This window comes from Sphingobacterium multivorum (assembly GCF_039511225.1).
Classification (GTDB): Bacteria; Bacteroidota; Bacteroidia; order Sphingobacteriales; family Sphingobacteriaceae; genus Sphingobacterium.
Map to the genome: position 1 here is coordinate 39,312 of NZ_CP154261.1, position 26,216 is coordinate 65,527.

The 26,216-nt window shown below is 39.2% G+C and carries 17 protein-coding genes and 1 tRNA gene; 7 read left to right on the plus strand and 11 right to left on the minus strand.

Features of this window, described 5'->3' with window-relative positions; all coding sequences use genetic code 11:
* Positions 1–320 precede the first annotated feature (320 nt).
* Both bshC and AAH582_RS00245 read left to right on the plus strand, forming a co-directional pair.
* Complete coding sequence (bshC, locus tag AAH582_RS00240; protein WP_343320879.1) at positions 321–1,910, plus strand: bacillithiol biosynthesis cysteine-adding enzyme BshC; 1,590 nt, start codon at positions 321–323, stop codon at positions 1,908–1,910.
* Positions 1,911–2,203: 293 nt separating this feature from the next.
* Entirely contained in the window at positions 2,204–5,383 is a 3,180-nt protein-coding gene (locus AAH582_RS00245) for a TonB-dependent receptor (RefSeq protein ID WP_343320880.1), read from the plus strand.
* A 141-nt stretch (positions 5,384–5,524) separates the two neighbouring features.
* Here the strand turns inward: AAH582_RS00245 and ctlX are convergent, their stop codons facing one another.
* Positions 5,525–6,475: a citrulline utilization hydrolase CtlX gene (gene ctlX, locus AAH582_RS00250; RefSeq protein ID WP_343320881.1), complete on the minus strand. Its 951-nt coding sequence runs from the start codon at positions 6,473–6,475 to the stop codon at positions 5,525–5,527.
* 575 nt (positions 6,476–7,050) lie between these two features.
* Here ctlX and gcvP point away from each other — a divergent pair.
* The 3 genes from gcvP (at position 7,051) to AAH582_RS00265 (ending at position 11,767) form a co-directional block, all read left to right on the plus strand.
* Positions 7,051–9,924 carry an aminomethyl-transferring glycine dehydrogenase gene (gene gcvP, locus AAH582_RS00255; protein WP_046672603.1) on the plus strand — a complete coding sequence of 958 codons (2,874 nt, stop codon included), beginning with the start codon at positions 7,051–7,053 and terminating at the stop codon, positions 9,922–9,924.
* Positions 9,925–10,125: 201 nt separating this feature from the next.
* Complete coding sequence (locus AAH582_RS00260) at positions 10,126–10,782, plus strand: hypothetical protein (RefSeq protein ID WP_070562550.1); 657 nt, start codon at positions 10,126–10,128, stop codon at positions 10,780–10,782.
* A gap of 157 nt (positions 10,783–10,939) precedes the next feature.
* Entirely contained in the window at positions 10,940–11,767 is an 828-nt protein-coding gene (locus AAH582_RS00265; RefSeq protein ID WP_343320882.1) for an N-acetylmuramoyl-L-alanine amidase, read from the plus strand.
* A gap of 73 nt (positions 11,768–11,840) precedes the next feature.
* Here AAH582_RS00265 and idi read toward each other — a convergent pair whose 3' ends face one another.
* The 7 genes from idi to AAH582_RS00300 all read right to left on the minus strand — a co-directional run bounded on the left by idi (position 11,841) and on the right by AAH582_RS00300 (position 20,347).
* Positions 11,841–12,380, minus strand: coding sequence for an isopentenyl-diphosphate Delta-isomerase (idi, locus tag AAH582_RS00270; protein ID WP_343320883.1), 540 nt, complete (start codon positions 12,378–12,380; stop codon positions 11,841–11,843).
* A gap of 76 nt (positions 12,381–12,456) precedes the next feature.
* Positions 12,457–13,770 carry a nicotinamide mononucleotide adenylyltransferase gene (locus AAH582_RS00275; protein WP_333576003.1) on the minus strand — a complete coding sequence of 438 codons (1,314 nt, stop codon included), beginning with the start codon at positions 13,768–13,770 and terminating at the stop codon, positions 12,457–12,459.
* 79 nt (positions 13,771–13,849) lie between these two features.
* A complete protein-coding gene (locus AAH582_RS00280; protein ID WP_046672608.1) occupies positions 13,850–14,392 on the minus strand; it encodes an NUDIX hydrolase in 543 nt (180 codons plus the stop codon).
* On the minus strand, positions 14,392–16,128 hold the full coding sequence (locus AAH582_RS00285) for a phospho-sugar mutase (RefSeq protein ID WP_343320884.1): 1,737 nt from the start codon (positions 16,126–16,128) through the stop codon (positions 14,392–14,394). The genes AAH582_RS00280 and AAH582_RS00285 overlap by 1 nt, the downstream gene beginning before the upstream one ends.
* A 32-nt stretch (positions 16,129–16,160) precedes the next feature.
* Positions 16,161–16,844 (minus strand): hypothetical protein, encoded by a 684-nt coding sequence (locus AAH582_RS00290; protein WP_156167559.1) that lies wholly within the window; start codon positions 16,842–16,844, stop codon positions 16,161–16,163.
* Between the two features lie 17 nt (positions 16,845–16,861).
* The gene (locus AAH582_RS00295) at positions 16,862–17,626 is read right to left on the minus strand and encodes an enoyl-CoA hydratase/isomerase family protein (protein WP_343320885.1); all 765 of its coding nucleotides are present in this window, start codon (positions 17,624–17,626) and stop codon (positions 16,862–16,864) included.
* A gap of 36 nt (positions 17,627–17,662) precedes the next feature.
* Positions 17,663–20,347, minus strand: a complete 2,685-nt coding sequence (locus AAH582_RS00300) for a carboxypeptidase-like regulatory domain-containing protein (protein ID WP_343320886.1) — start codon at positions 20,345–20,347, stop codon at positions 17,663–17,665.
* A gap of 124 nt (positions 20,348–20,471) precedes the next feature.
* On the opposite strand from AAH582_RS00300, the gene purD reads away from it, so the two are divergent.
* Positions 20,472–21,746 (plus strand): phosphoribosylamine--glycine ligase, encoded by a 1,275-nt coding sequence (gene purD / locus AAH582_RS00305; protein ID WP_343320887.1) that lies wholly within the window; start codon positions 20,472–20,474, stop codon positions 21,744–21,746.
* Between the two features lie 89 nt (positions 21,747–21,835).
* Positions 21,836–21,907, plus strand: a tRNA-Glu gene (locus AAH582_RS00310).
* A 63-nt stretch (positions 21,908–21,970) separates the two neighbouring features.
* Here AAH582_RS00310 and AAH582_RS00315 read toward each other — a convergent pair.
* From AAH582_RS00315 to AAH582_RS00325, 3 genes are read right to left on the minus strand one after another with little or no spacing between them, the layout of a single operon-like run.
* Positions 21,971–23,500: a TlpA family protein disulfide reductase gene (locus tag AAH582_RS00315; protein ID WP_343320888.1), complete on the minus strand. Its 1,530-nt coding sequence runs from the start codon at positions 23,498–23,500 to the stop codon at positions 21,971–21,973.
* On the minus strand, positions 23,490–24,257 hold the full coding sequence (locus AAH582_RS00320) for a LytR/AlgR family response regulator transcription factor (RefSeq protein ID WP_343320889.1): 768 nt from the start codon (positions 24,255–24,257) through the stop codon (positions 23,490–23,492). Before AAH582_RS00320 ends, AAH582_RS00315 begins: the two co-directional genes overlap by 11 nt.
* Positions 24,258–24,261: 4 nt before the next feature.
* Positions 24,262–26,016 carry a sensor histidine kinase gene (locus tag AAH582_RS00325; protein WP_343320890.1) on the minus strand — a complete coding sequence of 585 codons (1,755 nt, stop codon included), beginning with the start codon at positions 26,014–26,016 and terminating at the stop codon, positions 24,262–24,264.
* Positions 26,017–26,216: the final 200 nt, after the last annotated feature.

Below are 26,216 nucleotides of genomic sequence, written 5' to 3' on the forward strand. Positions count from 1 at the left end.
CCTTTATTCAAAGGAGGCCCGTTTGTTTATAGGCAATTGTCAGTGAAATGATATAATTTAAAAGTGGGACAAGCATTTTGCGAAAAATCACTATTTTGTCGACGCAAACTAGATACATTTGTAAGCGTACAATCCCCATTTTAAACAATCTATAACCGTTTAAAATCAGATTTATGAAGGCCTGTAGTTTCAGGATGAATCATTCTTTTGATTAAGATAAAAATAGGTGCTGTTGGGACGAAAAAGATTCTCCCTCCGATCAGGTTGCTTTGGGAATTTTCGTAATCAATAAGAATAGAAAATGAATAATAAATTTGCAGATGAAAGCAACTTATATTGAATATAGTGAAACAAATAGCTTCTCCAAGACTTTATTAGCCTATTTGGCACATGATGAAGCCTTAAAACCTTTTGTTGGGAATTGGCCTACCTGGGCTGGTTTTGAAAAGCAATTGAATGAAAAGAAGAAATTTGAACACAGGGAAATTCTTGTTGAGCGCCTTAAAAACCAATATGGCGAACTATTAAAAGATTCTCCTGCCGTAGCCGCCAATTTAGAACTGTTGCTGGACCAAAATTCTTATACCATTACGACTGGGCATCAGCTCAATATTTTTACCGGACCGTTGTATTTTATTTTTAAAATAATGACAGCAATACGTTTGTCCGAAGATTTGAAAGGCAAACATCCCGATAAAAATTTTATTCCGGTATATTGGATGGCAACTGAAGATCATGATTTTGAAGAGATCAACCACACCAAAGTCTTCGGTAAGAAAATTGCTTGGGATACTCCTGCTGTTTCTGCTACCGGGAGAATGGATACCGCAACAATCGTTGATGCTGTGAAGCAGTACACCAATATTTTAGGGCTTTCCGAAAATTCGACCAGACTGACACGCATTATAGAAGAAGCCTATTTGAACCATGATCGATTAGCAGATGCAACACGGTATATGGTCAATGAGTTGTTTAAGTCTTACGGTCTTTTGATCGTCGATGCGGATGACCGGGAATTGAAGGAACTGTTCAAGCCAATTATTAAGGAAGATATCATCTCTGAAAAAAGCTTTAAGGCAATAACAGCGCGATCGGAAGAGTTGGAATCAAATGGTTTCTCTACCCAAGTTCATGCCCGTGAGATTAATTTCTTTTATTTGACGGACGAATTTAGAGAGCGTTTAGTACTGACTGCTGACGGCCGATACGAAGTATTGCACCAGCATATTTATTTTACCAAAGCAGAGCTGGAGCAGGAGATCGAGCGTTATCCAGAGCGTTTCAGTCCAAATGTGGTCATGCGGCCGATGTATCAGGAAATTATACTTCCCAATCTTGCTTATATTGGCGGTGGCGCCGAAATGGTCTATTGGATGCAGCTAAAATCCAACTTTGAACAATATCAGGTAGATTTTCCAATTTTGATCCCTCGTAATTCAGCAATGATTACCGAGGACAACGTTGCAGCTAAGTTGTTTCGTGTTGATCTTACATTTAAGAGTATTTTCCGGCCGGCAGAAGTGCTGAAAAAAGAGTATGTTCGACGTCATACCAAAGAACGACTGAATCTCAATGACGAATGGATGGAGCTGAACGCCATTTTTGGTAAGATAAGGTTACGAACTCATAAAATAGATCCAAGTTTGGGTCCTAGCACTGAAGCCGTAAAAGCACGGTTAAAGAAAGCGATCAATAACTTGGAGAAAAAGCTGATGAAAGCTGAGAAGCGAAATCATCAGCATGCTTTAACGGATATTGATAACGTGAAGGAAAAACTTTTTCCTGGCGGAGGACTGCAGGAGCGAACTGAAAATTTCGCTTTGCTTTATGTCAAATACGGTGATAGCCTCTTTAGGGATCTTTACAAGTACTTTAATCCATTGGATTTTAAGTTTACGATTTTATATTAGAAAGTCAGCTTCGGCTGACTTTTTTGTGATGTTATTGGCCAGAAAGAATTTTCAGTTTGCGTTCTTTTTGTTACTGTCTGCTAAATCATGATGTTTGCAGTATCGGGATATTTCTATACCTATGTTAAAATACTTTTGTTGCCTGTTCCGATATTGCTTCTTTTTTCCTAAAGAAGTTTCATTTTGTTTATATACATGTTGAAATGCTTTGTTTATAATTTCATAATATTTCGTTTAGCTCCTGTTAACAGTTCCGATGTAGTTTTGCTTTCATTATCACAACCAACAACTAAATGAAAGAATTTCTACTTACAACGTGTGCCATCGCACTTGGAACAGGGTTGTACGCACAAACGACCCAAGCCGGGTTTTCTGGAAAGATTACGGACGAGAACAACAAAGGGGTTCATGGTGCTTCCATCGAAGTGCGGAATGAATCGACCGGTTTCACAACGAAGACTTCAACCAATGCAAATGGCGACTTCAACTTTAAGGAGTTACCTTTAGGCGGTCCATATACGATCAAAGTTACTTATATAGGCTATGGCGAACAGGTGCGTTCGGGATTTAATTTAAATCAGGGTGATATTGTACGCTTGACCATTCCTATTCAAAACACGTCGAATGTATTGGAAACCGTTGAATTAACAGGAATAAGTACGCTAAAGAATAAAATAGAAAATCTAGGTGCTGCTACAGCGGTTACAGCCAAGGACATCGCGAAGTTGCCTGTCAACGGCCGGAATTTTACGTCGTTAATGGATCTGTCTCCTTTGAGTAAGGGCGATAATATCGGTGGCCAGTTGGGTTCTTCTACTAATTTTACGATTGATGGTATGAATGCCAAAAATCCGACTTCTGCGGGTTCAACAACCAGTCGTAGTGGCGCACCTTTTTCCATTTCGATAGAAGCAGTCCGTGAATTTAAAGTGGTCACCAACCAGTATGATGTGACTTACGGAAGAGCGGGAGGAGGAACAGTCAGTGCGGTGACCAAACAGGGAACAAATCAAACGCACGGAAGTGCATGGCTTTATTCAAGGGCCGATTGGTTGTCCAGTCCGTACGATATCAGAGGAAATAAACGAAGCAATGATTTCTCTACCTATCAATACGGATTTACATTGGGCGGCCCGATTATAAAGGACAAATTACATTATTTTGTAGCCTGGGATCATCAACGCGATGCCCGCCCACTGATTATTGCGGATATCAATTCTGAGGCCGACGAGAAGAGATTTAATGTCACTAATGCCACCTTGGATGAGTTTGTCAATATCGGACGTAACAAGTATGGATTGGGCAATGAACGTCAATATGGTGCTTTTGATAAAAAGCGAGGGTCTGATGCGATTTTTGGGCGAATTGACTGGCAAATTAATGAGAAAAACTTGTTGACGATCCGAAATAACTTTACAAGTGACAATAATAAGTTGGGATTACAGGATAATAAGCCAATTACCTTGTATGAATCTTATGGAAATGATAAAAACATTGATAACAGTCTATTGGCAACTTTGCGTACGACTATTTCATCTAAGGTAACGAATGAATTGAAAGTACAACATCTCTATACCTATCAAAAAAGTAGCCCAGGAGATCTTTTACCAAGTCAAAATATTCCCCGTGCAATTGTAGAGGATGCAGTATCTAAGGTCGCTGGAGAAGATAAAAAGACCACATTGCAGTTGGGCGGACATCGTTTTGCACAGGAATCATTTAAAAATAATGTATTTCAGCTTGTTAATAATATCTATTACAGTACCGATAATATCAATTACACCTTTGGGGTCGACTTGATGTATACCCACGCAAACTCGATTTATGGAAGTGAGGTCAATGGGCGCTTTCACTTTAGACCGAGTGATGGAAAGACAGCCATGCAAAACTTTAACGACATGAAGCCATATGCTTATTATCGTGAAGTTCCTTTGGTAAGTGATCCAGCTGTGGTCGGTAAGATATTCAATGCCGGTGCATATGGTCAGTTACAGACCAAGTTGGCACAGGGGTTGGATTTGGTTGCGGGATTACGATTGGATTACGGACATTATCCAACCTCTCCTTTGAATGAAGAATTGCTGAAAGAAGTGGGGGTGCGTACAGATCACAAATTGAAATCTTTTGTTGTACAGCCTCGTTTCCAGATGACTTGGGATGTGAATGAAGAACGAAAGGACTTTTTCCGGATAGGAGCAGGTGTTTTCGCCTCAGATATTAACAATTATATGACCATCAATAACTTGACTTTCGACGGTAAGCATTTTGCGACGGTTGATGTCCGAGGTAATGATGTACCTACACCTAATTTTGTGGGCTATAGAAAGGACCCGTTGACAACACCAACATTGGCGCAGTTTCAAGTACCTACGATCAATACCTATGGACCCGACGCTAAAATTCCAGTAGTCTACAAGGCAAATGTATCTTATACGCATTTCTTCACCGAAAAGTTAAAAGCGAGTCTTTCAGGGTATATGAATCTTGGGCGTAATAACTATATGTATGTGGATCGTAATATGGTGAAAGATCCGTTCTTTAGATTAGCGAATGAAGACAATAGGGGCGTTTTTGTTCCTGCGGCATCGATTGTTGATGGGGCTCCGGATTGGAAAAAGGGACGGATTTCCAATAAATTCGGCCGCGTACTAGAATTGAACTCTGAAGGAAAAGTGAATCAGTTTGCAGTCGTATTGGATGCAAGTTATCAATATTACAAAGATGGATCTATATCGGTTAGCTATACCTGGAATGATGCGAAAGATAATACTTCTTTCAATGGAAACGTGGCGAATACAGCGACCTTATCTTTGGCAGTAAAAGATGATCCGCGCGATTTGAGCAAGATGAGTTATTCGAACAATCAATTCCGCAATAAGATTGTGATCTATGGTACTTTACCAACATTTTATGGTGTCAGCGTGGGAGTACGGTACTCAGGTATTGGTGGTACGCGATACAGTTTGTTGGCCGGAGGAAATATAAATGGAGACTTTGTTGCTGGGGACAATGATCTGGCCTTTATCTTTGATCCCAATAATCCCAATACGTCAAAACAGCTGATTAGTGGATTGAATAATTTGTTGAATAATCCAGAAGCGAGTCAGAGCCTTAAAGATTTTATTAAAAAATATCAAGGTAAAATAGCTGAACGTAATGGTGGAGTAAATGGTTTTTATGGTTTGATCGACCTTCGAATTGCTAAAAAATTCAATTTATATAAAAACCATGCATTGGAGCTCTCGGGAGATCTTTTCAATGTTGCCAACTTATTTAAGAAGACTTGGGGCGTAAATGAGTCTTTGGGTAATCAAAATCTATATGCTTTAGGCGGAAAGGATGCCGCTGGAGAGAAATTGGTGCCTTTTGATGTTACGAAACAGCAGTTTAATTATAATGTAAACAACTCTGGTATCGTCTCACCTTCGGGTAACCCCTATCAATTCCAATTGGGATTAAGGTATTCGTTCTAATCACATAAAACGATATAAAAGACACTTTTCATGGCGAAGCCCCCAAAAGCACTAGTTTTGGGGGCTTCGTCTTTTACAGTCATTAGATCTAAGCTTATGAAGGTTTACATGCAATAGGGTTTGTAGGCAGATCTTTGATCGCTATACAGGGACCTTTTCTTTTGGAAGAAAAACTTCGGCCATCATGTGACGCACACTTCCACCGCCACAGGTCTCGATAACATGGAGATCCTGATGAATGATTTTGCCATGCTTTTCTAATTGCGCTGTTTGGTATAAAGTCAATGAAGATAAAGCCTTGTTGCTCAGGACAATAAAACGATTCCCGTATTTATTTCTTACCTGTAGGCAGTTTGCCGCAAAAGATTCGAGTTGGTTTTCGTTGATTTCAATGATCTCCTTGCCTGTATCTTTTAAGCTTTTTAGTAGCGTTTCGAGCTCAGACTGATTATCGATTGCCTGCGGACATAAGATGGCAAAGTCTTCACCCACCGCTAGGACGACATTGGTGTGATAGATAGGTTTCCGCTCTCCATCGACCGTTTGGAAGGCGTGAAATACAACCGGTGTATAATTTTCAGTTCTGCAATATTCATCGAGCATACTTCTGTCCGCTCTTTCGGATAAGGCGCAGTAGGCTATACGGTGAGCACGGTCCAAGACGAGCGCGCCAGTGCCCTCCAAATATTGTTTATTGTTTTCGGCTTCACTTAAATCCTTGGTTAGTTTTACATAATAACCGTTTTGCTTCAATGGCCCTTCGAAATCCAATAAATGTTCTTTTCGACGATTTGGAGCAAACATGGGATAGAAAATTATTTTTCCATCCTGATGAAAGGAGACAATATTGTTGGGGAATATACTGTCGGGGCTTTCTGATTTCTCGTCGTCCTGAATGACAGTCACCAAAATTCCATGTGACTTCAATTCATTTACTAGCGCGTCAAACTCTCCTTGCGCTTCTTTGTTGACTTCTTCTATACTGAGGTTTTCGATATCCTTTTGGAAGAAGTTGTTGACCGCGGTCTGTTCATTTTTACGGAAGACAGCGGGTCTTACTAAAAGAACGCTGTCTGTTACCTGTTTTCTCATGGTTTATAATCGTTACTTCGCTGTTTTATATTCGTTAAAAAGAAATGATATTCGTTTTTTGTGATAATTTACATTTGTCAAAAGAGATGCTTCCCTAGCTGGATAATGTTTTCTTCGTTAAGATTTCTGATCGCAACATACTCTTGATATCAGTTGTTCTTAGCAAAAAAGTGTATATCGTTATTTCGAAGTCACTTTACAATTGGTACATATACTAATTTATTGAAAATTCATGGGCATTGCAAAAAAGGATAGTGAAGTAATGAAAGAAATGCGCGGGTGAAATAGCAGATAATCCTGTCTTTTTTTAAAATTGTAGCAAGCGATTGTTGTATTGTTTGTTATATTTATAATGAACAACCTGTATGTTTGAGGTTATTCCAAAAATTAATTGACAAAGACAATCGATTGCATTTCGGTAGCTCAGTAAAACTGACTTTTTATCCACTTTTTTGCTTCGTTTTCAGTCATTTATTTTGCTATCTTTGCTCATCCAAAAAACGACTGTTTATAAGAGAGTTAATTGCCTAATTATTATGTCGCTAACTATCTATAAGCGTTAACTTTTTGCACACATGAGCAATATACACTTCCAAGAAAAATTCGAAAGTCGCCACAATGGCCCAAGTCCAGTTGAAGCGAATGAAATGTTGGCTAAATTAGGCGTTTCGTCAATTGACCAGCTTATTGACCAAACGGTCCCTTCTCAAATTCGTGCTCCAAAACCTTTAAATCTTCCCAAAGCATTGTCTGAGGTAGCCTATTTAAAGCGTATTGCGGAAATCGCTGAGAAAAATAAAGTTTTTAAATCTTTTATTGGTCAAGGTTATTACGATGTAATCCTTCCGGGCGTCATTCAACGCAATGTATTTGAAAACCCAGGATGGTATACGCAGTATACGCCTTATCAGGCGGAGATTGCACAAGGTAGGTTACAAGCTTTATTGAACTTCCAGACTGTAATTTGTGATTTCACAGGTTTAGAAATTGCCAATGCTTCTTTGTTGGATGAAGCTACGGCTGCAGCTGAAGCCATGTTTATGCTTTATTCAGCTCGGAAAAATAAAGATGCTAATGTTTTCTTGGTGTCGAACAATGCCTATCCGCAGACGATTGATGTATTGAAGACCCGTGCTTTGTCTTTTGGTATCGAGCTTAAAATTGCGGCTATCGCTGAATCAGAATTAACAGACGATGTATTTGCTGCATTTGTTCAATATCCTGCTGCTGATGGCTCCATTGTCGATTATAAATCATTTGCTGCTACAGCGCACAGTAAGCATATTACCGTGTGTGCGGCGGCAGATTTGATGAGCTTAGCCTTATTGACGCCTCCGGGAGAATGGGGAGCAGATGTTGTTGTCGGTAACTCGCAACGTTTTGGCGTACCAATGGGCTTTGGCGGCCCTCATGCAGCCTATTTTGCGACACGCGACAGCTTTAAACGTAATATCCCAGGCCGTATTATCGGTGTTACTTCTGATTCAAATGGCAAATATGCATTGCGTATGGCTTTGCAGACTCGTGAACAACATATCCGTCGCGATAAAGCCTCTTCAAATATTTGTACTGCACAAGCTCTTTTAGCGATTATGGCTTCTTTCTATGCCGTATACCATGGCCCTGAAGGAATCAAAAATATAGCATCACGTATCAATGCATTGGCCAACCTGTTGGATCAAGCAATACAATCATTGGGTTATACGCAATTGAATGCAGCTTATTTTGATACACTACGTGTAGACTTAGGTGCTCATGCTGGTGCTTTGAAATCTGAAGCATTAAATAACGAATTAAACTTCTATTACAATGGTTCGGAAGTTTCAATTGCTATAGACGAAACAACGACATACGAAGATATCAAGACAATCGTCAAAGTATTTGCTAAAATTCAAGGTAAAACATTGAATGACGTAGATTTCGATGCATTGGAAGAGAATTTAGGTTCTTCAATTCCTGCCGATTTAGTACGTACTTCTGCCTACTTAACACATCCAAACTTTAATAGCTATCATTCTGAACATGAGATGTTGCGCTATATCAAATCTTTGGAAGCAAAAGATTTGTCGCTTTGCCACTCGATGATTCCATTGGGTTCATGTACGATGAAATTGAATGCTACAGCCGAAATGGTACCAGTTACTTGGGCGAGATTTGGCGGTTTGCATCCATTTGCTCCTGCAGATCAAACTTCTGGATATATGCAAATGATTGGCGAATTGAACGATTGGTTGTCTGAGATCACTGGTTTTGCAAAAATGAGCTTCCAGCCAAACTCAGGAGCACAAGGTGAGTACGCTGGTCTGATGGTTATTCGTGCTTACCATGAGAGCCGTGGTGATCACGGACGTAATATCTGTTTGATTCCTGCTTCTGCACACGGAACGAACCCTGCTTCTGCTTCTATGGCTGGATTGAAAGTGGTTGTTGTGAAATGTGATGAATTGGGAAATATCGATATTCCAGATTTAAGAGCAAAAGCGACTGAACATGCTGCAAACTTGAACTCACTGATGGTGACTTATCCTTCTACACACGGTGTATTTGAAGAGTCTATTATTGAAGTCTGTGAAATTGTTCATGCAAATGGTGGTCAGGTTTACATGGACGGTGCGAACATGAATGCACAGGTTGGATTGACGAGCCCAGGCCATATTGGCGCTGATGTTTGTCACTTGAACCTCCATAAAACATTCTGTATTCCTCACGGTGGAGGAGGTCCAGGTATGGGGCCTATCGGTGTTGCAAAACACTTGGTTCCTTTCTTACCTAACCACGAAGTGGTTTCTACTTCTGGTGAAGAGGGCATCTCTGCCGTTTCTGCAGCTCCATTTGGTTCAGCATCAATCTTGCTTATTTCCCATGCCTATATTTCAATGATGGGTGGTGAAGGTTTGACAAATGCGACAAGAACAGCCATATTAAATGCAAACTATATTAAAGCGCGTTTAGAAAATGCATATCCAGTACTTTATTCTGGTACTAACGGACGTTGTGCACACGAAATGATCTTAGATTGCCGTGGATTCAAAAACTTTGGTATCGAGGTCGCAGATATTGCAAAACGTTTGATGGATTATGGTTTCCACGCACCAACTGTTTCTTTCCCTGTGGCAGGAACATTGATGGTTGAGCCTACGGAGTCTGAGTCTAAGGCTGAATTGGATCGTTTCTGTGATGCATTGGTTGCTATCCGTGAAGAGATCGCTGCGGTTGAAGCAGGAGAGGTAGATCAAGCTAACAATGTACTGAAACATGCACCACATACCGCTTCGGTTGTAACCGCAGATGAGTGGGACAGACCTTACAGCCGTCAAACAGCCGCATACCCATTGGAGTATGTAAGAGAACGTAAATTCTGGCCTTCGGTAGGACGTGTAAACGACTCTCAAGGTGACCGTACATTGATTTGTTCGTGTCCATCAATTGAAGAGTACGCCGAAGCATAGTCTCGGTAGCTATAATGAAGGCCTCTATATTCGTATAGAGGCCTTTTTTTGTGCAATCTGTTCAGATGCGTGGGTAAAAGAAAAATAGAAAGGTACTCTGGTTAAACTTTACCGTCGAAGGATCGTATGCAAACCGATTTTAAAATTTAGATTAATTATATTATTTTGCTCTTTTTGGCGTTTTAATTAAAACTGATAATCATGAAAAGACAATGGAAAGTAATGCCTGTTCTCTTAGGACTGGGCCTTTTGGTCGCGAGCTGCGGCAACAGCAAATCCAGTGAAGGGAGTGAAGATGCTAAGGAGAAAGAGGCTGGGATTTCGGATGTAGTTAAAGGAGTATCCAACTTGGATAACCTGAGTGATGGAGCAAAAAAATTGGAAGACCTTCAAGCCAAACTTAAATCCGAAAAACCATTAAGTTCGGAAGAGTTGAAGGCTTTTTTACCGGAAAGCTTAGATGGTTTAAAAAGAACTTCCTATTCTGGCGGATCCATGTATGGGGCAGAGGTTGTATCTGGAGAGGCGACATATACTGTAGATAATCAAAAGGAAATTAAAGTCAATATTATTGATGGAGCGGGCGAAACAGCTTCGGCAATCGTGGGATTGGCGCAAATGGGCTTCATGGTAGATTCAGAGAAAATTACAGATACTGAAATAGAAAAAACTGGCGAGTTTGAAGGCAAACGGGCAAAAACAACGGATAGTAAAGGAGTGGAAGGCTCAACGGCGAAAAGTTCCGAAATAAGTTATCTCGAGAAAGATCGCTATTTAATTACCCTTCGGGGAAATGGGTATAGCTTGGACGAGCTGAAAGGTTTTTTGACAAAATTAAACCTCAGCGCACTGAAATAATAAAAAACGTAATTATACTATAAAGGAGGAATGACCTACATTATCCCATATATGTATAAGAAAAGGGCCTTTGGAAAATATACCCGACAATAGGATGGACTTAATAAATTTGTTTTTATTGGCAAATTTGCCTTAGTTTGTGCTGAAACATTTCAATATGAAGATACTAAAATTTTCCATCAATCTTTGTGTAGCAACAGCATTATTGGTCTCCTGTGCAGGAGGGAAATACGCGAAGACTGAAAAGGTATATAAGAAGCAAGCAAAAGAATTTTCAAAACTCTATAAACAGTCGCCTGTCACGGGGCAATTGGAGAAGGCGAATGTCAAAGATCAACAATGGATTGCATCGATTAATTTCGGTATACGTAAGCCCAATTTCGTTGTCATTCATCACACGGCGCAGGATTCTTTGGGACAGACCATCCGTACATTTCATTCCGCGAAAGCAGGTGTAAGCTCCCATTATGTGGTTGGTCGGGATGGAAAAGTAGTGCAGATGGTCAATGACCTCTATCGTGCGCATCATGCAGGGTTGGGGAAATGGGGCAATGATACGGACCTCAATTCTTCTTCTATTGGCATTGAGCTGGACAATAATGGGACCACTGACCCTTGGACTGATGCACAGATAAATGCCTTGACGCAGTTGCTAGCTTATTTAAAAACGACTTATAGAATTCCGCAGGCAAATTTTATTGGACATATGGATCTGGCACCAACTCGAAAAAACGATCCATCACGTTTTCCTTGGAAAAAACTGGCTGATCAAGGATTCGGTTTTTGGTATGAGGACTATTTAGAAACGCCTCCAGCAGACTTTAACCCGAAAATGGCATTACGTATTATCGGATACGATGTGAGTAATCTCGATGCGGCAATAAAAGCATTTAAGATTCACTACATTCAGCAGGACGTAAATACAGCGTTCATGGGAGAGAATGACCTTAAGATCCTTTATTCCATCTATAAAAAATTCTTATAGCGCTTTGCTAAACGAAAGAAAAAAGATCCTGCTTTTTGAAAGGCAGGATCTTTTTTTGTAAGGTATACGATTGTTATAATTTGTTTTTATATATACTGAAGTAGGTATCAAAAGCACGTTCAATGATGAGTTTGAACCAGGGTGTAAACTGCTCGGGTGCTTGTTGTATTGCATCTTGAATTTCCTGTTGATTCAAGTATTTTGTTGCGGCAACTTCTTCTTCGTTAATTTGTGGAGTTCCATTAAATTTTCCGAATAAGACATAATCGAATTCATGCTCCGTAAGTCCGTTGTCAAATTGAGCCTTATAAAGGAACGAGAAGGTATCTTGAAGATCGACTGCTGCAATGCCTAGTTCTTCCATTAAACGCCTTTTGGAGGCCTCTACGTTACTTTCACCCAGTCGCTGATGAGAGCAGCAGCTATTGGTCCAAAGTCCGCCACAGTGGTATTTACCTAATGCTCTTTGTTGCAGCAGCAATTCATCTTGATCATTGAACAAAAATACGCTAAAAGCACGGTGCAATAGCCCTTTTTCATGGGCTTCATATTTCTCCATGCTACCAATCATATTGTCATTGCTGTCGACCAGGATTACATTTTCTTGCGTCATAAGGCATAAAAATAAAGATAGCCCAATTTAAGAAAATTGGGCTAGATAATGAATTTAAATTTTGTAGACGATTTGCTTATACGGTTTTTACAAATTTCTCGTCGTAATTTTCAATATCGATGATATAGCCGTTTTTAATTAAGAATTCAAACAAAGGTTTGGCTTCTTCAGAAACGGGCATATTGTGCGTCGTAATAATCTTATTTTCTTTTTTCAAGAGATAAGGATATGCATAGAGTTTCACATTTTTGTTGAACATTCCCGAGATATAGGAAAGGAGTTCATTTGTGTATAGCTCTTTATTATAATTATCTGAATTAAAAATGTTCTTTAAATTGTAAACGTTGGTTGCAATTCCAATGTTTTTGGGCTTAAAGTTGCTTATAAACTCTGCTAAATGATTATTTCTTCTAAAGTTGCTGACGATAATATTATTGCCTGTCGCACATAGTTCGTCAGCTCTAGAAGCAAATTCTTGAAGGTCTTCATCTGTAATTTCATGCGTATCTTCCAAGACATTTCCCATCAGGACCTCAATTAATACAATGGTGTCTGCGTCAGTTGCACCCGTATTTTTTTTGAACTGTTCAACGGCAAGATTGAATAAGTCAAAGTTTGGAAGGGATTTCTGACGGTATTTGGTACGAAGTAAAATAATGTTCTTCTTGTACAGATAATCTTTAATTTGTACCGCTTTGCCATCAGGCTGGAATATTGCGGCTTTAGCAAATCCTTTTGCGATCAGGTATAAGTTGATGAGACGTTGGTTGACGTTTTCAAACAGCGGTCCGTTTAATTTAACCAGGTCAATCTCAACGGAACCAACAGAAAGGTTGTCGACCAATGATTCGATCATGGTCTGCACATTGTCTGTATAATAATAAGCTGCAAATAACAGGTTAACACCAATGATACCTAAAACTTTTTGTTGTAATTGGTTGTCGCTGTCTAGCAGTCTTACATGGACAATAATATCATTTGTAGGGCCTCCCACTTCATGCTGGAAGCGAAGTCCGATCCAGCCATGAGGTTCATTTGTCTTCGTGAAATTGAGCGTTGTTACGGTATCTGCAAAGGCAAAGAATTTTTTGTTGCAGTATTTATCGCCATGAAGCCGTTGGGTAAGAAGATCGAATTCATGGGAGAGCATTTTCTTTAAACGTGTTCTGCTGACGTAACGACCATCAGCCTCTTCACCATAAATCGCATCACTGAAAGCCATGTCGTAAGCCGACATTGTTTTAGCAATTGTGCCTGATGCTGCTCCTGCGTTGAAAAAGTTACGTGCGACTTCCTGTCCAGCACCGATTTCTGCAAAGGTTCCATAAATCTCTGGGTTTAGATTTATTTTCAGGGCCTTTCGTTTGGTTTCAAAAATTTCTCTTGCCATAACGCAAAGGTACAAAAATCAGCATGCTAGTGAAAATTAAAAGTATGAATGAAAAAAACAGAATAAAATTAGGCTTGTTTTATAACAAGCCTAATTTATTGAAAGCATAGAATAGCGCACTCGCATGGAGTGCCTGATTGAATTCGTTGTCCAGTAGCATCCTTTTTGCTTCTTCAAGCGGTATACGATAGACATCGATTTCTTCATGTTCATCTAACGCCTGTTCCTGAACTTTTTTGCCTCCTGTCATCAGATAGGTATAGGTAATATTGCCACTTGTCGCCGGATTGGCATAAAGAGTGGCGATCTCTTCAATCTGATCAAATTGATAACCTGTTTCTTCAAGCATTTCACGTACAGCAGCATTTTTAGGATCTTCTCCGGGTTCTGTTGTCCCTGCGGGAATCTCCAATGCAATAATGCCGGCTCCATGACGGTATTGCTTGATAACCAAAAGCTCGTTCTGCTCAGTAATTCCGATCATATTTACCCAATCGGGATACTCCAGTACGTAATAATGATCATTGATCCGTCCATCCGGAAGCTCACAAGTATCTCTGCGCAGCGTGGCCCAAGGCTCTTTACAGATATATGCAGAGGATAATAGTTTCCATTTTTCCATTAGCCTACGATATCTTTCATCATACGGTCAACCTTCTCTTCCAAAACAGTTTGCACATTGATATAATCTGCCGTATCCGTTAAGTTTTCTTTTACAGAACAGTAAAATTTAATCTTGGGTTCTGTTCCTGAGGGTCTGGCAGAGATCACATCGCCATCTACTGTTATAAATTGTAATACATCAGACTTTGGTAACGAGATTGCTCTTCGCTCCCCTGTACTCATATCTGTGGTTTGGGAAAGTTGGTAGTCCCGGATTTCTTTGACTTTTATTCCTCCCAGTGTCGTTGGTAGATTGTGACGTAGGCCATTCATCATGGCCTGAATTTCTTCGGCACCAGCTTTCCCCTTTTTTGTTAGGGAAATGAGCTTTTCTTGATAACAGCCAAATTCTTTGTAAATATCTAATAGGACTTCGTAAACTGTTTTTCCTTTTGTTTTGAAATAGGCGGTCATTTCGGCTAGGAAAGCACAGGAGTTCGGCGCATCTTTGTCCCGCACGAGATCACCTACTAAGAAACCATAACTTTCTTCTCCGCCCACAAGATATTGTGCTGAATCACCTAAATTGGTAATCAATTCACCGATATATTTGAAGCCAGTAAGGGTTTCATAGTGTTTTACACCATAGTGATCTGCGATATCGGCTTGTAAATTGCTGGTGACGATGGTTTTTACGATATATGGATTCGATCCGAGTTGTTTTAGTTCACTTTTTGTACTGAGGACGTAGTATACCAATAAACTGCCGATCTGATTCCCATTGAGCAGTTGGAACTCGCCATTATTATTTTTTACGGCAATACCTACACGATCGGCATCAGGGTCTGTTGCCAATACAAGATCAGCGTCAATTTCTTCTCCTTTTTTCTTTGCTAAGGCCATCGCATCTTCCTCTTCGGGGTTTGGATAGATTACCGTTGGAAAGTTGCCATCAGGTGTAGCTTGTTCAGCAACGACTGAAACATTTTCAAATCCCCAGGCCTCCAGCATTTTAGGGACAATAGTAATTCCAGTTCCATGTATCGGCGAAAAAACAATTTTCAAGTTTTTTTGAGCGAGTACCGCTTCAGGGTGAATACTTAATTTTTTATTGGCGTCAATATAGAGCTGATCAATTTCATCGCCGACGGGAATGATATTGTGTGTGTTCCCTTCAAATTTAATGTCGTTCACAGCATTGATTGCGTTTACTTCATCGATTACATTTTTATCATGTGGGGCCGTCAGCTGGCATCCATCATTCCAATAAGCCTTATAACCATTGTATTCCTTTGGGTTGTGTGAAGCCGTTAGCATAACACCACTTTGACAGCCGAAATGGCGGATGGCGAACGACAGCATTGGGGTCGGGCGCAATGCCGTGAATAGGTGTACCTTGATGCCGTTGGCCGCAAACACGTTGGCAACCAGCTGGCCAAAAGCCTGCGAATTGTTGCGGCTGTCATACGATACCGCTACTTTAATCTCCTGATCTGGGAACTGTTTCTTTAGATAGTTGGCTAATCCTTGTGTTGCTTTGCCGATCGTATACTTATTCATGCGATTGGAGCCTACACCCATAATGCCTCTTAAACCTCCGGTTCCAAATTCGAGATCCTTGTAAAAAGAATCCGTAAGTTCCGTCTCCTCATTATTGTCGATTAAATCCTGAACTGCTTTTCGCGTTCCTTCATCATAACTTGGGGTTAACCAATCTTCGATTTTCTTTTGTATGTCCTTATCTAAATTTTTCATTATCGTTAAGTTTGGTTAAAATTTACAAAATACTATGCGTCACATCCGGCATAAGCGCGGTCTATGACTGTAATATACCATTTTTCTCCCTCTTTTGTCACATGAAAAACAAAGGGTTCCTCATGCTCATTGGAGGTCATAATGGCTCTATAACTTCTGGATTCTATATTTCTTAGTCGCTGTAATTCAGTATTACTAATTTTGGCATCAAGAATTTCATTCATGAACTTTGCCGTTTGCGATAGTTCATTGGGGCGGGATTTTTTATCATAATAGAATCCGGATTTATCCCACTTCATCGTACCACAATCAAAAATAGGTAGTTTTCCGGACTTCAAAGGGCCCTTGTACGTTAACTTTTCATAAGAATGATACTCTGGCACAGGTTTAGAAAAATTAAAACTGTTTTGGTGTACATAAGAATCAAGTGCGCCTGGACGGTAGATCATATAAATTCCCAGTTTGGGATGTATGTAGGTATTTATTGTTTTACCGTCCTGTTCTGAATAGGCCTTGGCAAGTTTCTCCAATACTTCCTCCAGTGTTTCGGAGTTCTCTTTCTTTACGTCCTTTTCAATCGTGTCACGTTTTTGTAGGGTATCCACAGGAATTGAATCCTGTACAATTTTTACAGCCTTATCTTCTTTTTTACTATTTCTGCAGGAGATCATGCTTGTAGTGAGACAAATAAGAATAAAGAAAAAGAGATTTCTCATGATGATTTTGTTTAATATTACTTCTTTGAAGTCAAGTTTTCAATGATTGACTTTAAAATAGAGCGCGTTGACGGAAGCCACCATTGTTCGAGGATGCGCTGGATTGTCTCTTCTCTATTCTCGCGCAATTTAAGGATTATTTCCTTTCGGAAGTTCAATTTGGATGTCTGCCAGGTCTTTTGGTTGAACTGCGTGATCTGTTTTATTTTTTTTGTTGCGGTATTGAAGAGGATATTAGCGGGTACAATGTCATCTATAAGCCCCTGTGCTTTAGCTTCTACAGGAGTAAGCAATTTACCTTCGAGCAAATTCTGATAAGCATTCCGTTTTCCGATCCAAAATGCATAAAGTTGAAATATACTTTCAGGGACGATTAGTCCGACAGGAATCTCGTTAAGACCGATCACAAAATTCCCCTCGGCCATAATCCGATAATCGCAACAGAGCGCCAGTACGCAGCCCCCAGCGGGACTATGACCCGATACTGCAGCAACTATTGGTTTTGGAAAAGCGGCTAGTAGCGATGTCGCTTCCAAAAATAAATTCCAGAATTCCCGAATCTGTTCTTCATTATATTGGAATAAGGTAATTAGATCGAGTCCCGCGCTAAAGAAGTTTTCCTTGCCAATCAATATTGCACCATAAATAGCTTCATTTTGTTGAGAGGATTCCAAGATGTCTATCAGTTCCTTCAATAGCTGTGTGTCGATGGCATTTGACTTTCCCCTGTCGAGAAAAATACTTAAGATATGATCTTCTATTTTGGTTTTAATATGTTCCATAACCGTGTTTTTAAATTTAACGATTTGTTTGCACTGCTATTGTGGTTTTACCGCTATTAAATATTCAAGATGAGCAATTTTGCCATCCATGCTTATTCCCTCAACGGTTAGTTTGTAAGTCCCGGGTTCGTCAGAAGTGAAGAATTCGAAATGTGTTTTCCCATCTTTTGGCGTGATTAGATTGGGTTCCCAGGCGATTGTTGTCCTTAGGTCGCGTGTAAGCTTATTTTGGATTGTTGCATCGTATTGAGGTTTGAAAAAGGTTCGGGGTACGTATAGCCCTTTTGGCGTGATGGTTACAATGCCTGTGGGGGTATAAGATGAGGAGATGGCATCTCCCGATTTACTGGTAATCACGATAACACCGTTGCCCCCGTAGCTTCCGTATATGGCCGTGTTGCCTGCACTGCGAAGGACCTCAATACTAGAAATATCGGCGACATTGATCATATCAATTTGTTCGGGCTCAATATACATCCCATCAAGGACAATTTGCATGGGACTCCCGCCATTTAATCCCATGGATCTTGTGCTGTAAGGGACACCATTTCGGAACATAACACCAACTAATCGACCCGCGAGACATTGCTCCAGTGTCGTACAGGAGGAAAGGTCTTCGGCTGAAATGACTTGATCGGCATTTCCCGGCCCATTGAGGTTTCTGGAGTTCTTGTCAGCTTTATTTGTTCTTACCCGATTGACCTGTACCTCTTCCAATCGAATGCTCTTCTGAATTATGCCCGCGGCTTCCAATTCGCTAAGAAACTGTTGACTATTTTTCAGTTGTGTTAGTAAGTTGGTATTGATGTCGTTAAGCAATAAGGGTTGATCTTTACTCGTAGTTGTTGTAGGGTTGAGCGGGTTGTCGATAACAATGTCAACTCTTTTTTTCTCTTTAGGGCCATCACCTGTCACAATAAACTTGACGCTGTCTGCAAATAAAAGTTCGTCAAATGAAAATCGGCCATTATTATCGGCCAGCGTATCTATACTCAGCAACATGTTGCTCGTCGGTATAATTGTTACTTTGGCATTTGGAACTACGGCTTTTCGGGCCGTTTTCTTGATGGTCCCAGCTATGGTAAGTCCTTTTTCAGGAAGGAACGCAGCGGTTGCTGTACTTGTATAATTCTTCCAGTCCAACTTGCGCCAACCTTGGATAAGCATGAGATTGTCCAGTTCTGTCAGCTTGATGTTCGTTAAATCCTCAAAATAATAATTGGGACGTTCAATAAAGCCGCGAAGATCAGATTTCAATAGAAGCTCCGAGACAATAGATGAATAATAGCGATCTGTTGCAGAATCAACCTTGCTAAGGTTTACCACAGATGCAGAGAGCGCTGCAAACCTCGTGGTGTCACTCTCTTCATAGTTAACGGAAAGATCTGCGATCACTTTATCACGTGTTGTGAAGCTGGGTTTGTTGAGTTCTACGGATACTGGAAGTAAAGTCGATGTCGTATTGTAGTTAAACATCAGTCTTTCCACAATAGGAATCATTTGGTCTGTTAAGACGGATAACTGTAAAACTCCGGATGGCAGGTTTTTTTTGGGGATATTGAATAAAATGTCCGTTCCATTTAGTTTTTGCTTAGCGGCATGAAGAACAAGGCCATTGTATTGGGCGACTAGATAAATATCTTTGCCATTGACCAGGTCTGCAGTAGCGGAAAGTTGTGCTGCAATCTTATCTTTTAGTACCGAATTTACCGTTAGAACATATCCGGAATTTCGTACAGGCGGTAAAGAGGCACTTGTTGACGATCCATCTTCGAAAAGGGCTGTGGCGACGTATTTTTTTTCCGTCTGTAAGACGAGCGGGATACTTCCCATTCCCAGTGAATTTGTTTCAAAATCTGCAACAGTTGTCTGGTTTTCTTCTACTATGGTTATTTTTGCTTTTTTTCCCAAACCGTTAGGAGCAAGGATTTTGAACCCCGTTTTACATAATATATTGTTGACCAGTTCGCCACTTTCCGGGAAAATCTGGATGCTATTTTGATTGTTTGGATCCGGGATGACAAAACTTTTTAAAATACGTCTTTTATCCAGCGAAAGAAATTGTAAAGACAGCGTCCCGCCTTTAAACTCATCTTTCAATTCCAGCGCTATTGTTCCATTATCATTCGATTTTAATCGGCCGGATTTCTCTTTATTGTTGTTCGGTTGTAGGGTATAACTGATGTTGTTATTAATCAGCGGAGCTCCCTGTATCGTTTTGAGATTAACCTGGAACATGTTTTCTGTTCCGTTTTTGATCAGTTCACTTCTCGTGATGATATGATCAGATCGACCATTGGTAATGGGAACGACGCGTTCGTAGAAATTGGCTATTGAGTCATTTTGCATCCATCGGGTAAATGATCTAACGCGGTAGGAGCCTTCTTCCAAGGTGTCGGGCAGACTGAAGTCGCCCATACTTAGACCGAGTGTAATTGGAATTTTGATACTTTTAATGATCTTATTGGTTGGAGAAATCAATTCTACATTAGCAATTTTACTGATGTTGCTCAAATAATTAAATGGGGCGGTGGTACAGTATAGTTTAAACCAGATGGTTTCTCCAGCCGAATAATCATTTTTGTCCAAATGGAGATAAATCTTTTCCTTGATGTGCTGTTCATGGTAAGTATCCAGTTTCTGCAAGGTCTGATCGATCTGGGCCGACGCCAGGAAAGCGAATAGCAAGCAATTTACTAACAGCAGTAATTTAGCGTACATATGACTAATGTTTTATGAAAATTAGAAAATATTTTTCCTTTAATCAATTTATAAATCAAAATATTAGTCTCATTTTAAACGATCTGATGCCTTAAAATTAGCATAAAAAAAATATCTTTGTGTTATGAATATCCTAATAATCGGTTCAGGAGGTCGTGAATCCGCCTTCGCCTATAAGTTGTCGAAAAGTCCACGTTTAGACCAATTGTTTATTGCTCCAGGAAATGCTGGAACAGGTGCGTATGGTCAGAATATAAATATTAAAGTGACCGACTTTGCTGCTATTGCTTCCTTCGTTTTGGAGAATAACGTGCAAATGGTGCTCGTCGGTCCCGAAGAACCTTTGGTAAAAGGTATTCATGATTATTTTTTAAATCGGGAAGATTTAAAAAATATCCCGGTAATAGGGCCACAACAGGAAGGGGCTCAATTGGAGGGCTCAAAAGATTTTTCAAAGCAATTTATGGATCGCCATGGCGTACCTACTGCCGCTTCAAGATCGTTTGATGCAACATCATTGGAAGATGGATTGGCTTACCTTGAAACGCAAAAATTGCCGATTGTGCTTAAAGCTGATGGTTTAGCCGCAGGCAAAGGAGTATTGATCTGTGAGACTCTTGAGGATGCTAAAGCTGAGCTAAAAGCGATGATCGCAGATTCAAAGTTTGGAGAAGCTAGCCGGGTGGTGGTTGTTGAAGAATTTTTAAAGGGAATTGAATTGTCTGTTTTTGTTTTGACAGATGGGAATTCATATAAAGTGCTTCCTTCTGCAAAAGATTATAAACGCATCGGGGAAGGTGATACAGGCTTAAACACGGGAGGCATGGGATCGATATCTCCGGTTCCTTTTGCCGATGAGACATTTTTGAATAAAGTGGAAGAACGTATTATCAGACCGACAGTTGAAGGACTTAAAAAAGATGGTATTCCGTATAAAGGATTTATTTTTATCGGTCTGATGAATGTGGAAGGGGAACCCTATGTCATCGAGTATAATGTTCGTATGGGGGATCCAGAGACTGAGTCCGTTTTGCCGCGTATAGAATCGGATCTATTGGATTTACTGGAGGGGGTGGCACAAGGCAATTTGGATCAACGTTCTTATACGGTATCTCCTAAAACTGCTGTAACGGTTATGTTGGTTGCGGGAGGTTATCCTGGAGATTATGAGTCGGGAAAAGAGATCGTCAATATTGAAAATGTCAAAGAATCGATCGTATTTCAAGCAGGTACGAGGGAGGTGGATGGTAAGATTGTTACTGCAGGGGGACGTGTAATTGCTGTTACCACATTGCAAGATTCGCTGTTTGAAGCCCTTCAGCAGGCAACTGCAGATGCCGGAAGGATATATTTTGAAGGTAAATACTTCAGAAGAGATATCGGTTTCGACCTTATTTAAAAAATATTTAAAATTATTTTTGGAATACTGATTTTAAGGTCTATATTTGCAACTCCAAAAACAACAATGTTATTGGAGTTGCATAAAAAGGCCCGTTCGTCTAGGGGTTAGGACGCAAGATTTTCATTCTTGAAACAGGGGTTCGATTCCCCTACGGGCTACAAAAGATAAAACCTGCAAATATTTGCAGGTTTTTTTGTTTTTGATATATACTGGCGCTTAACCTATAAGAGCTTTTGCTTTAGCATATCCAAGCTCAATCCCTGCATGCTCGAAAGTGACTTGTAGTCATATTCACCATTGGGATTAAGTAGGATATATGAAGGGAACCCTCCTTTCTCGAAGATATTCATGATCTCAGTCAAAACTTTTGAATCAACAAAAAGATGTGTGCCCGGCTGATTTAATTCCAATACTTTATTTTGCCATTTTTGTTCGTTTGATCCCGAGGAGGTACAGAGATATACAAATTCAATTGGTAATTCGGCGACTTGTGATTCAGCATGTAATTTTTTACTATAGGGCATAGCCTGGATGCAGGGAATACACCAAGTCGCCCATAGATCAATGATAACCAGCTTTCCTGCGAAGACAGACTTTAACGTTTTAAGAAGATCCTCACCAGACTTATGTTGGTCAATATAAAGAGTGCTACCAGAGCTCGTCTTTATAATTAGTTTTCCCAAAGTTGAATCCTCAGGTTGAATAACCGCTGATGCAGCACTGATAGAATCAATTTGAGCGATCTTTCTTGTTAACGCCTTAATTTGTGAATCTAAATAATCTTTGGACCAACTAGTATGTAGTGTCGGTCTTAATTCTTTATAGAGCTTACATTGCTCTTTGATATCTCTATCTTCAAATTGTAATTTTAGCAGATCTGCATAAAAGGAGGGAAGCACTTCGTCGTAATATAACGCTACATTTATGAAACTAAATTTTTTCTTTGTTTTTTTAAAACCTACAACTTGCATGTAATAATTCAGAAACTGGAAGTATTCATGCGAATTATTTGATATGGAATAGACGGGAGTGAGCAATTCACTGATTGTGTCTACTTGTATTGAATTTCGAAATAGATATTTAAGCTTCTTCGCATAATAGATTGATTTTGTTTCCCCCTCAATCAATGTTTGATAAGTGTTGCTAAATTTCGCATAAAATTTCTTATTGATTTGTTGTTGAATGGCAAAAATGCTGTCTAATTTCGCTATATAGTTATTATCTTCAGTAGCGATTGAACTTATTTTGTCGGAAAAATTTTCATTATATCTTTTATTGAAAAGGATATACTCATTCATAATCCGGTTTTTATCACCATCTTTTCCACTGAATTTTACTCCATCACCTGTCATATAGACAGATTTTTTCTTTAATTTATCTAGATCAAAAGTGATTTCAAGGTATTCATCACTATAGAGACAGGTATATACATAATCACCAAATGTAAACCAGATCTGACGATTTGGAAGTTTATCCGATAATGTAATAAGAAAAGATCCATCTTGATCTAGTTTGATGTTATAGGAAGATTGCATTGGATTTCCGATGTTGACAAGACTGTACTTGATCATTATATCCTGTAGGTCATTAGTCGAACCATTGAGTACGCGTCCCTTAATTTGGGGGTATGATTTTTTCAAAGAGTGTTGACTATAATTAGGGGTCGTTATTGGAAAATCATCTGACTTGGTTTGCCCTAAGGTATTTAAAGGGATAATAAAAATGAGGAGATAAAATAGATTAATTTTCATAATTCGTTTTTGATTTACTTAAAATTTTAAATACAGATTCCTTCTTTTGTCTTGCGATAGGCACTATTGAATGATCTTTCATTAAAATATAGGCTGATTGTCGCTTGTTGATCGATAAAACATGTTCTGAATTAATAAGATGGCTTTGATGTGTGCGGATAAAACCGTATGCATGGAGCATATCATCATATTCTTTAAGTGTTTTACTGATAATGATCGGTCTACGGCCAGTAAGATATATTTCTGTGTAATTATTGTCTGCCTGACAGCGGATGATATCCGAAATAGATACATATAGCGTTTCTCTCCCTGTCGGCAGGGCTATTTTGTGGGTCTTTCGCTGTTTGTTCGTAAGATTTTGAATTAGGTTTTCTAGACTTAAATTGTATTTTTTTAATTTAATTTTCGATATAGCTTTCTCTAACGCAGTTTCTAGCTCCGCAAAATTGAGTGGCTTTAAGAGATAATCTAATGCTGAAAATTTAATCGCCTGAATACCAAATCTGTCATATGCTGTGACGAAAATAACTTCGAAATCTCTGTTCTCTAGCGCTTGTAATAAATCAAAACCATTTTTATCTGGCATTTGGATATCAAGAAAAACCAATTCGGGTTTTTGATTATTAATCAAAACAGTTGCCTCTTCAACGTGTATAGCGGTGCCTACTAAACGTAAAGTACTCCCAAATTTATCTAAGTATCTTTTTAATATTTCGATGTTGTTGATCTCATCATCTACAATTATATAGTCGATCATCGTATTATATGTTAGCTATCCAATGGGAAATGACAATACAGATTTCTGTAATGCTTGAACTTGTTGTGATTTGTATTTGGAAGGAGTTTTCTGGATAAAGCTGTTCTAAAAGAGCCAATCGTTCCTTGGTTAATCTTAGGCCATACCCACCCGTGGACTCGACAGTCTTCGTATTAAATTTCGCTCCGTTGTCAGCTACACCGAGTACGAGATCATGTCCTTGTTGGTCGATTGTGACCACAATTTTTCCCTGAGAACCTAGCGTTGAAATGCCATGTTTTACAGCATTTTCCACAATTGGCTGAAGTAATATGTTTGGAATGTCAATCAAATCATTATGGATTTTTAAATTATTCACTATGTCATACTGGAATCCAAATCTCAATTGTTCCATTTGTAAGTAATCATCTAATATTTGGAGCTCTTCGCTGAGTGTATTCATTTCTTTTTCTGCATTCTCTAAAGTGGCCCTTGTTAATGAAGAGAATTTAGTCAGGTAATGATGGGTACCTTTGAAGTCCTTCTTTTGGATTAAGTTCTGTATAGAGTTAATGGCGTTAAACATAAAATGAGGATTTAATTGAGATTGTATATTTTTGATTTGAAGAGTAAGCGTTTGCCGTTTTTGCTCAACCTTTACGAGACGTTTACGCGTTCTATGTCGAAGTGTAAAAAAAGCAATAATAATGATTATTAGGCTAATGAGAGTTGTTGGCCATAAGATGGGCCAGAGCATGGAGGAAAATTGTTGTGGAGGTTGTACAATATGATAAGGTATTCTCAGAATCTCATTGGTATCGTAGGTATTAATGTCTCCTGTTTTATGGATCAGCAATTCGTATTCCCCTATTTCATTCAGATATTTATTGGAAACTTCAAATTTTTTAGCTTGTGTCCACCATTCAAGCTGAATGGTGTCAGCGCTATTTTTTATCTTTTTGATCAATTGGACAGAATAAGGAGTTGTAGCATGGTTCTCAAATTCGAGATTTAGCGAAGTGACGCTGTCTTTATTGAAAGTAAGATCTAAGGGCGCGCCAGTATATTCGTCGTATTGGTGCACATAACCTTTATTAGATGATCGATCTAGTAGATTAAAATAACCATATTCACTCGGCCCACGAGCGATGATTTGCTCGAGTATAGGGCGTTTATTTTTCCGCCAATCCAAGATGTATCCGTCTCTAATGCCGTAAATTTTTCTGTGTCTGACCTCAACTAAAATTAACTTTCCAGGATAATTGAACGTGCCAATTGCACCAAAAGGGACTTTGGCGCCATATTTCATAGAAAGTGTGGGGATAGGGGCCCAAGGTGTGAGTTCGATGCTATCATTTTCGACAACTCGATAAAGAAAATCCTTATAATTATTTTTATTGATACCCATAGCTATGATTATAGCATCAGAACTGTCCGGTATAAAATAGCTATGATAGGTCTTAGATAGGTTTTGAACCTTAGGCGAGATAAAGTTTTTGAGCTTCGGATTTAGTTTTATACCTAAAAGAATCGGTGAATTAGGTATTTGCCTTAAGCCCTTGCCCGGCAATGTTTTATTGTTGTCAAAGTCCTCGAAGATATGCGATATATATTTGTCAGATTTTACAAAGACGATATCACTTCTTACCATCATCCGTTTATCTGTAGAATAGCCATTAAAATGAAAATTTTCTCCAAAATAATAGTCATTGCCTTGTGGGTCTTGTGCTGAAGTTCTGAAAATTTGAATTAATAAAAATATTAAGAATAGCCTTTTCATTATTTATAGTTTATAAATCGAAAATGCTCAAAATATATTGAAACTGAGAATATGATTGAGGGTTTGGAATGATTTGCTGAGTATTTGGAAAATACACAGGTTAATAGCATCACTTTGTTGATACAAATAAGCACATTATTGAGAAAATTATATAGTATCAGCATCTTTACAATCCCTAAATTTGAGTAATCAATTATAGA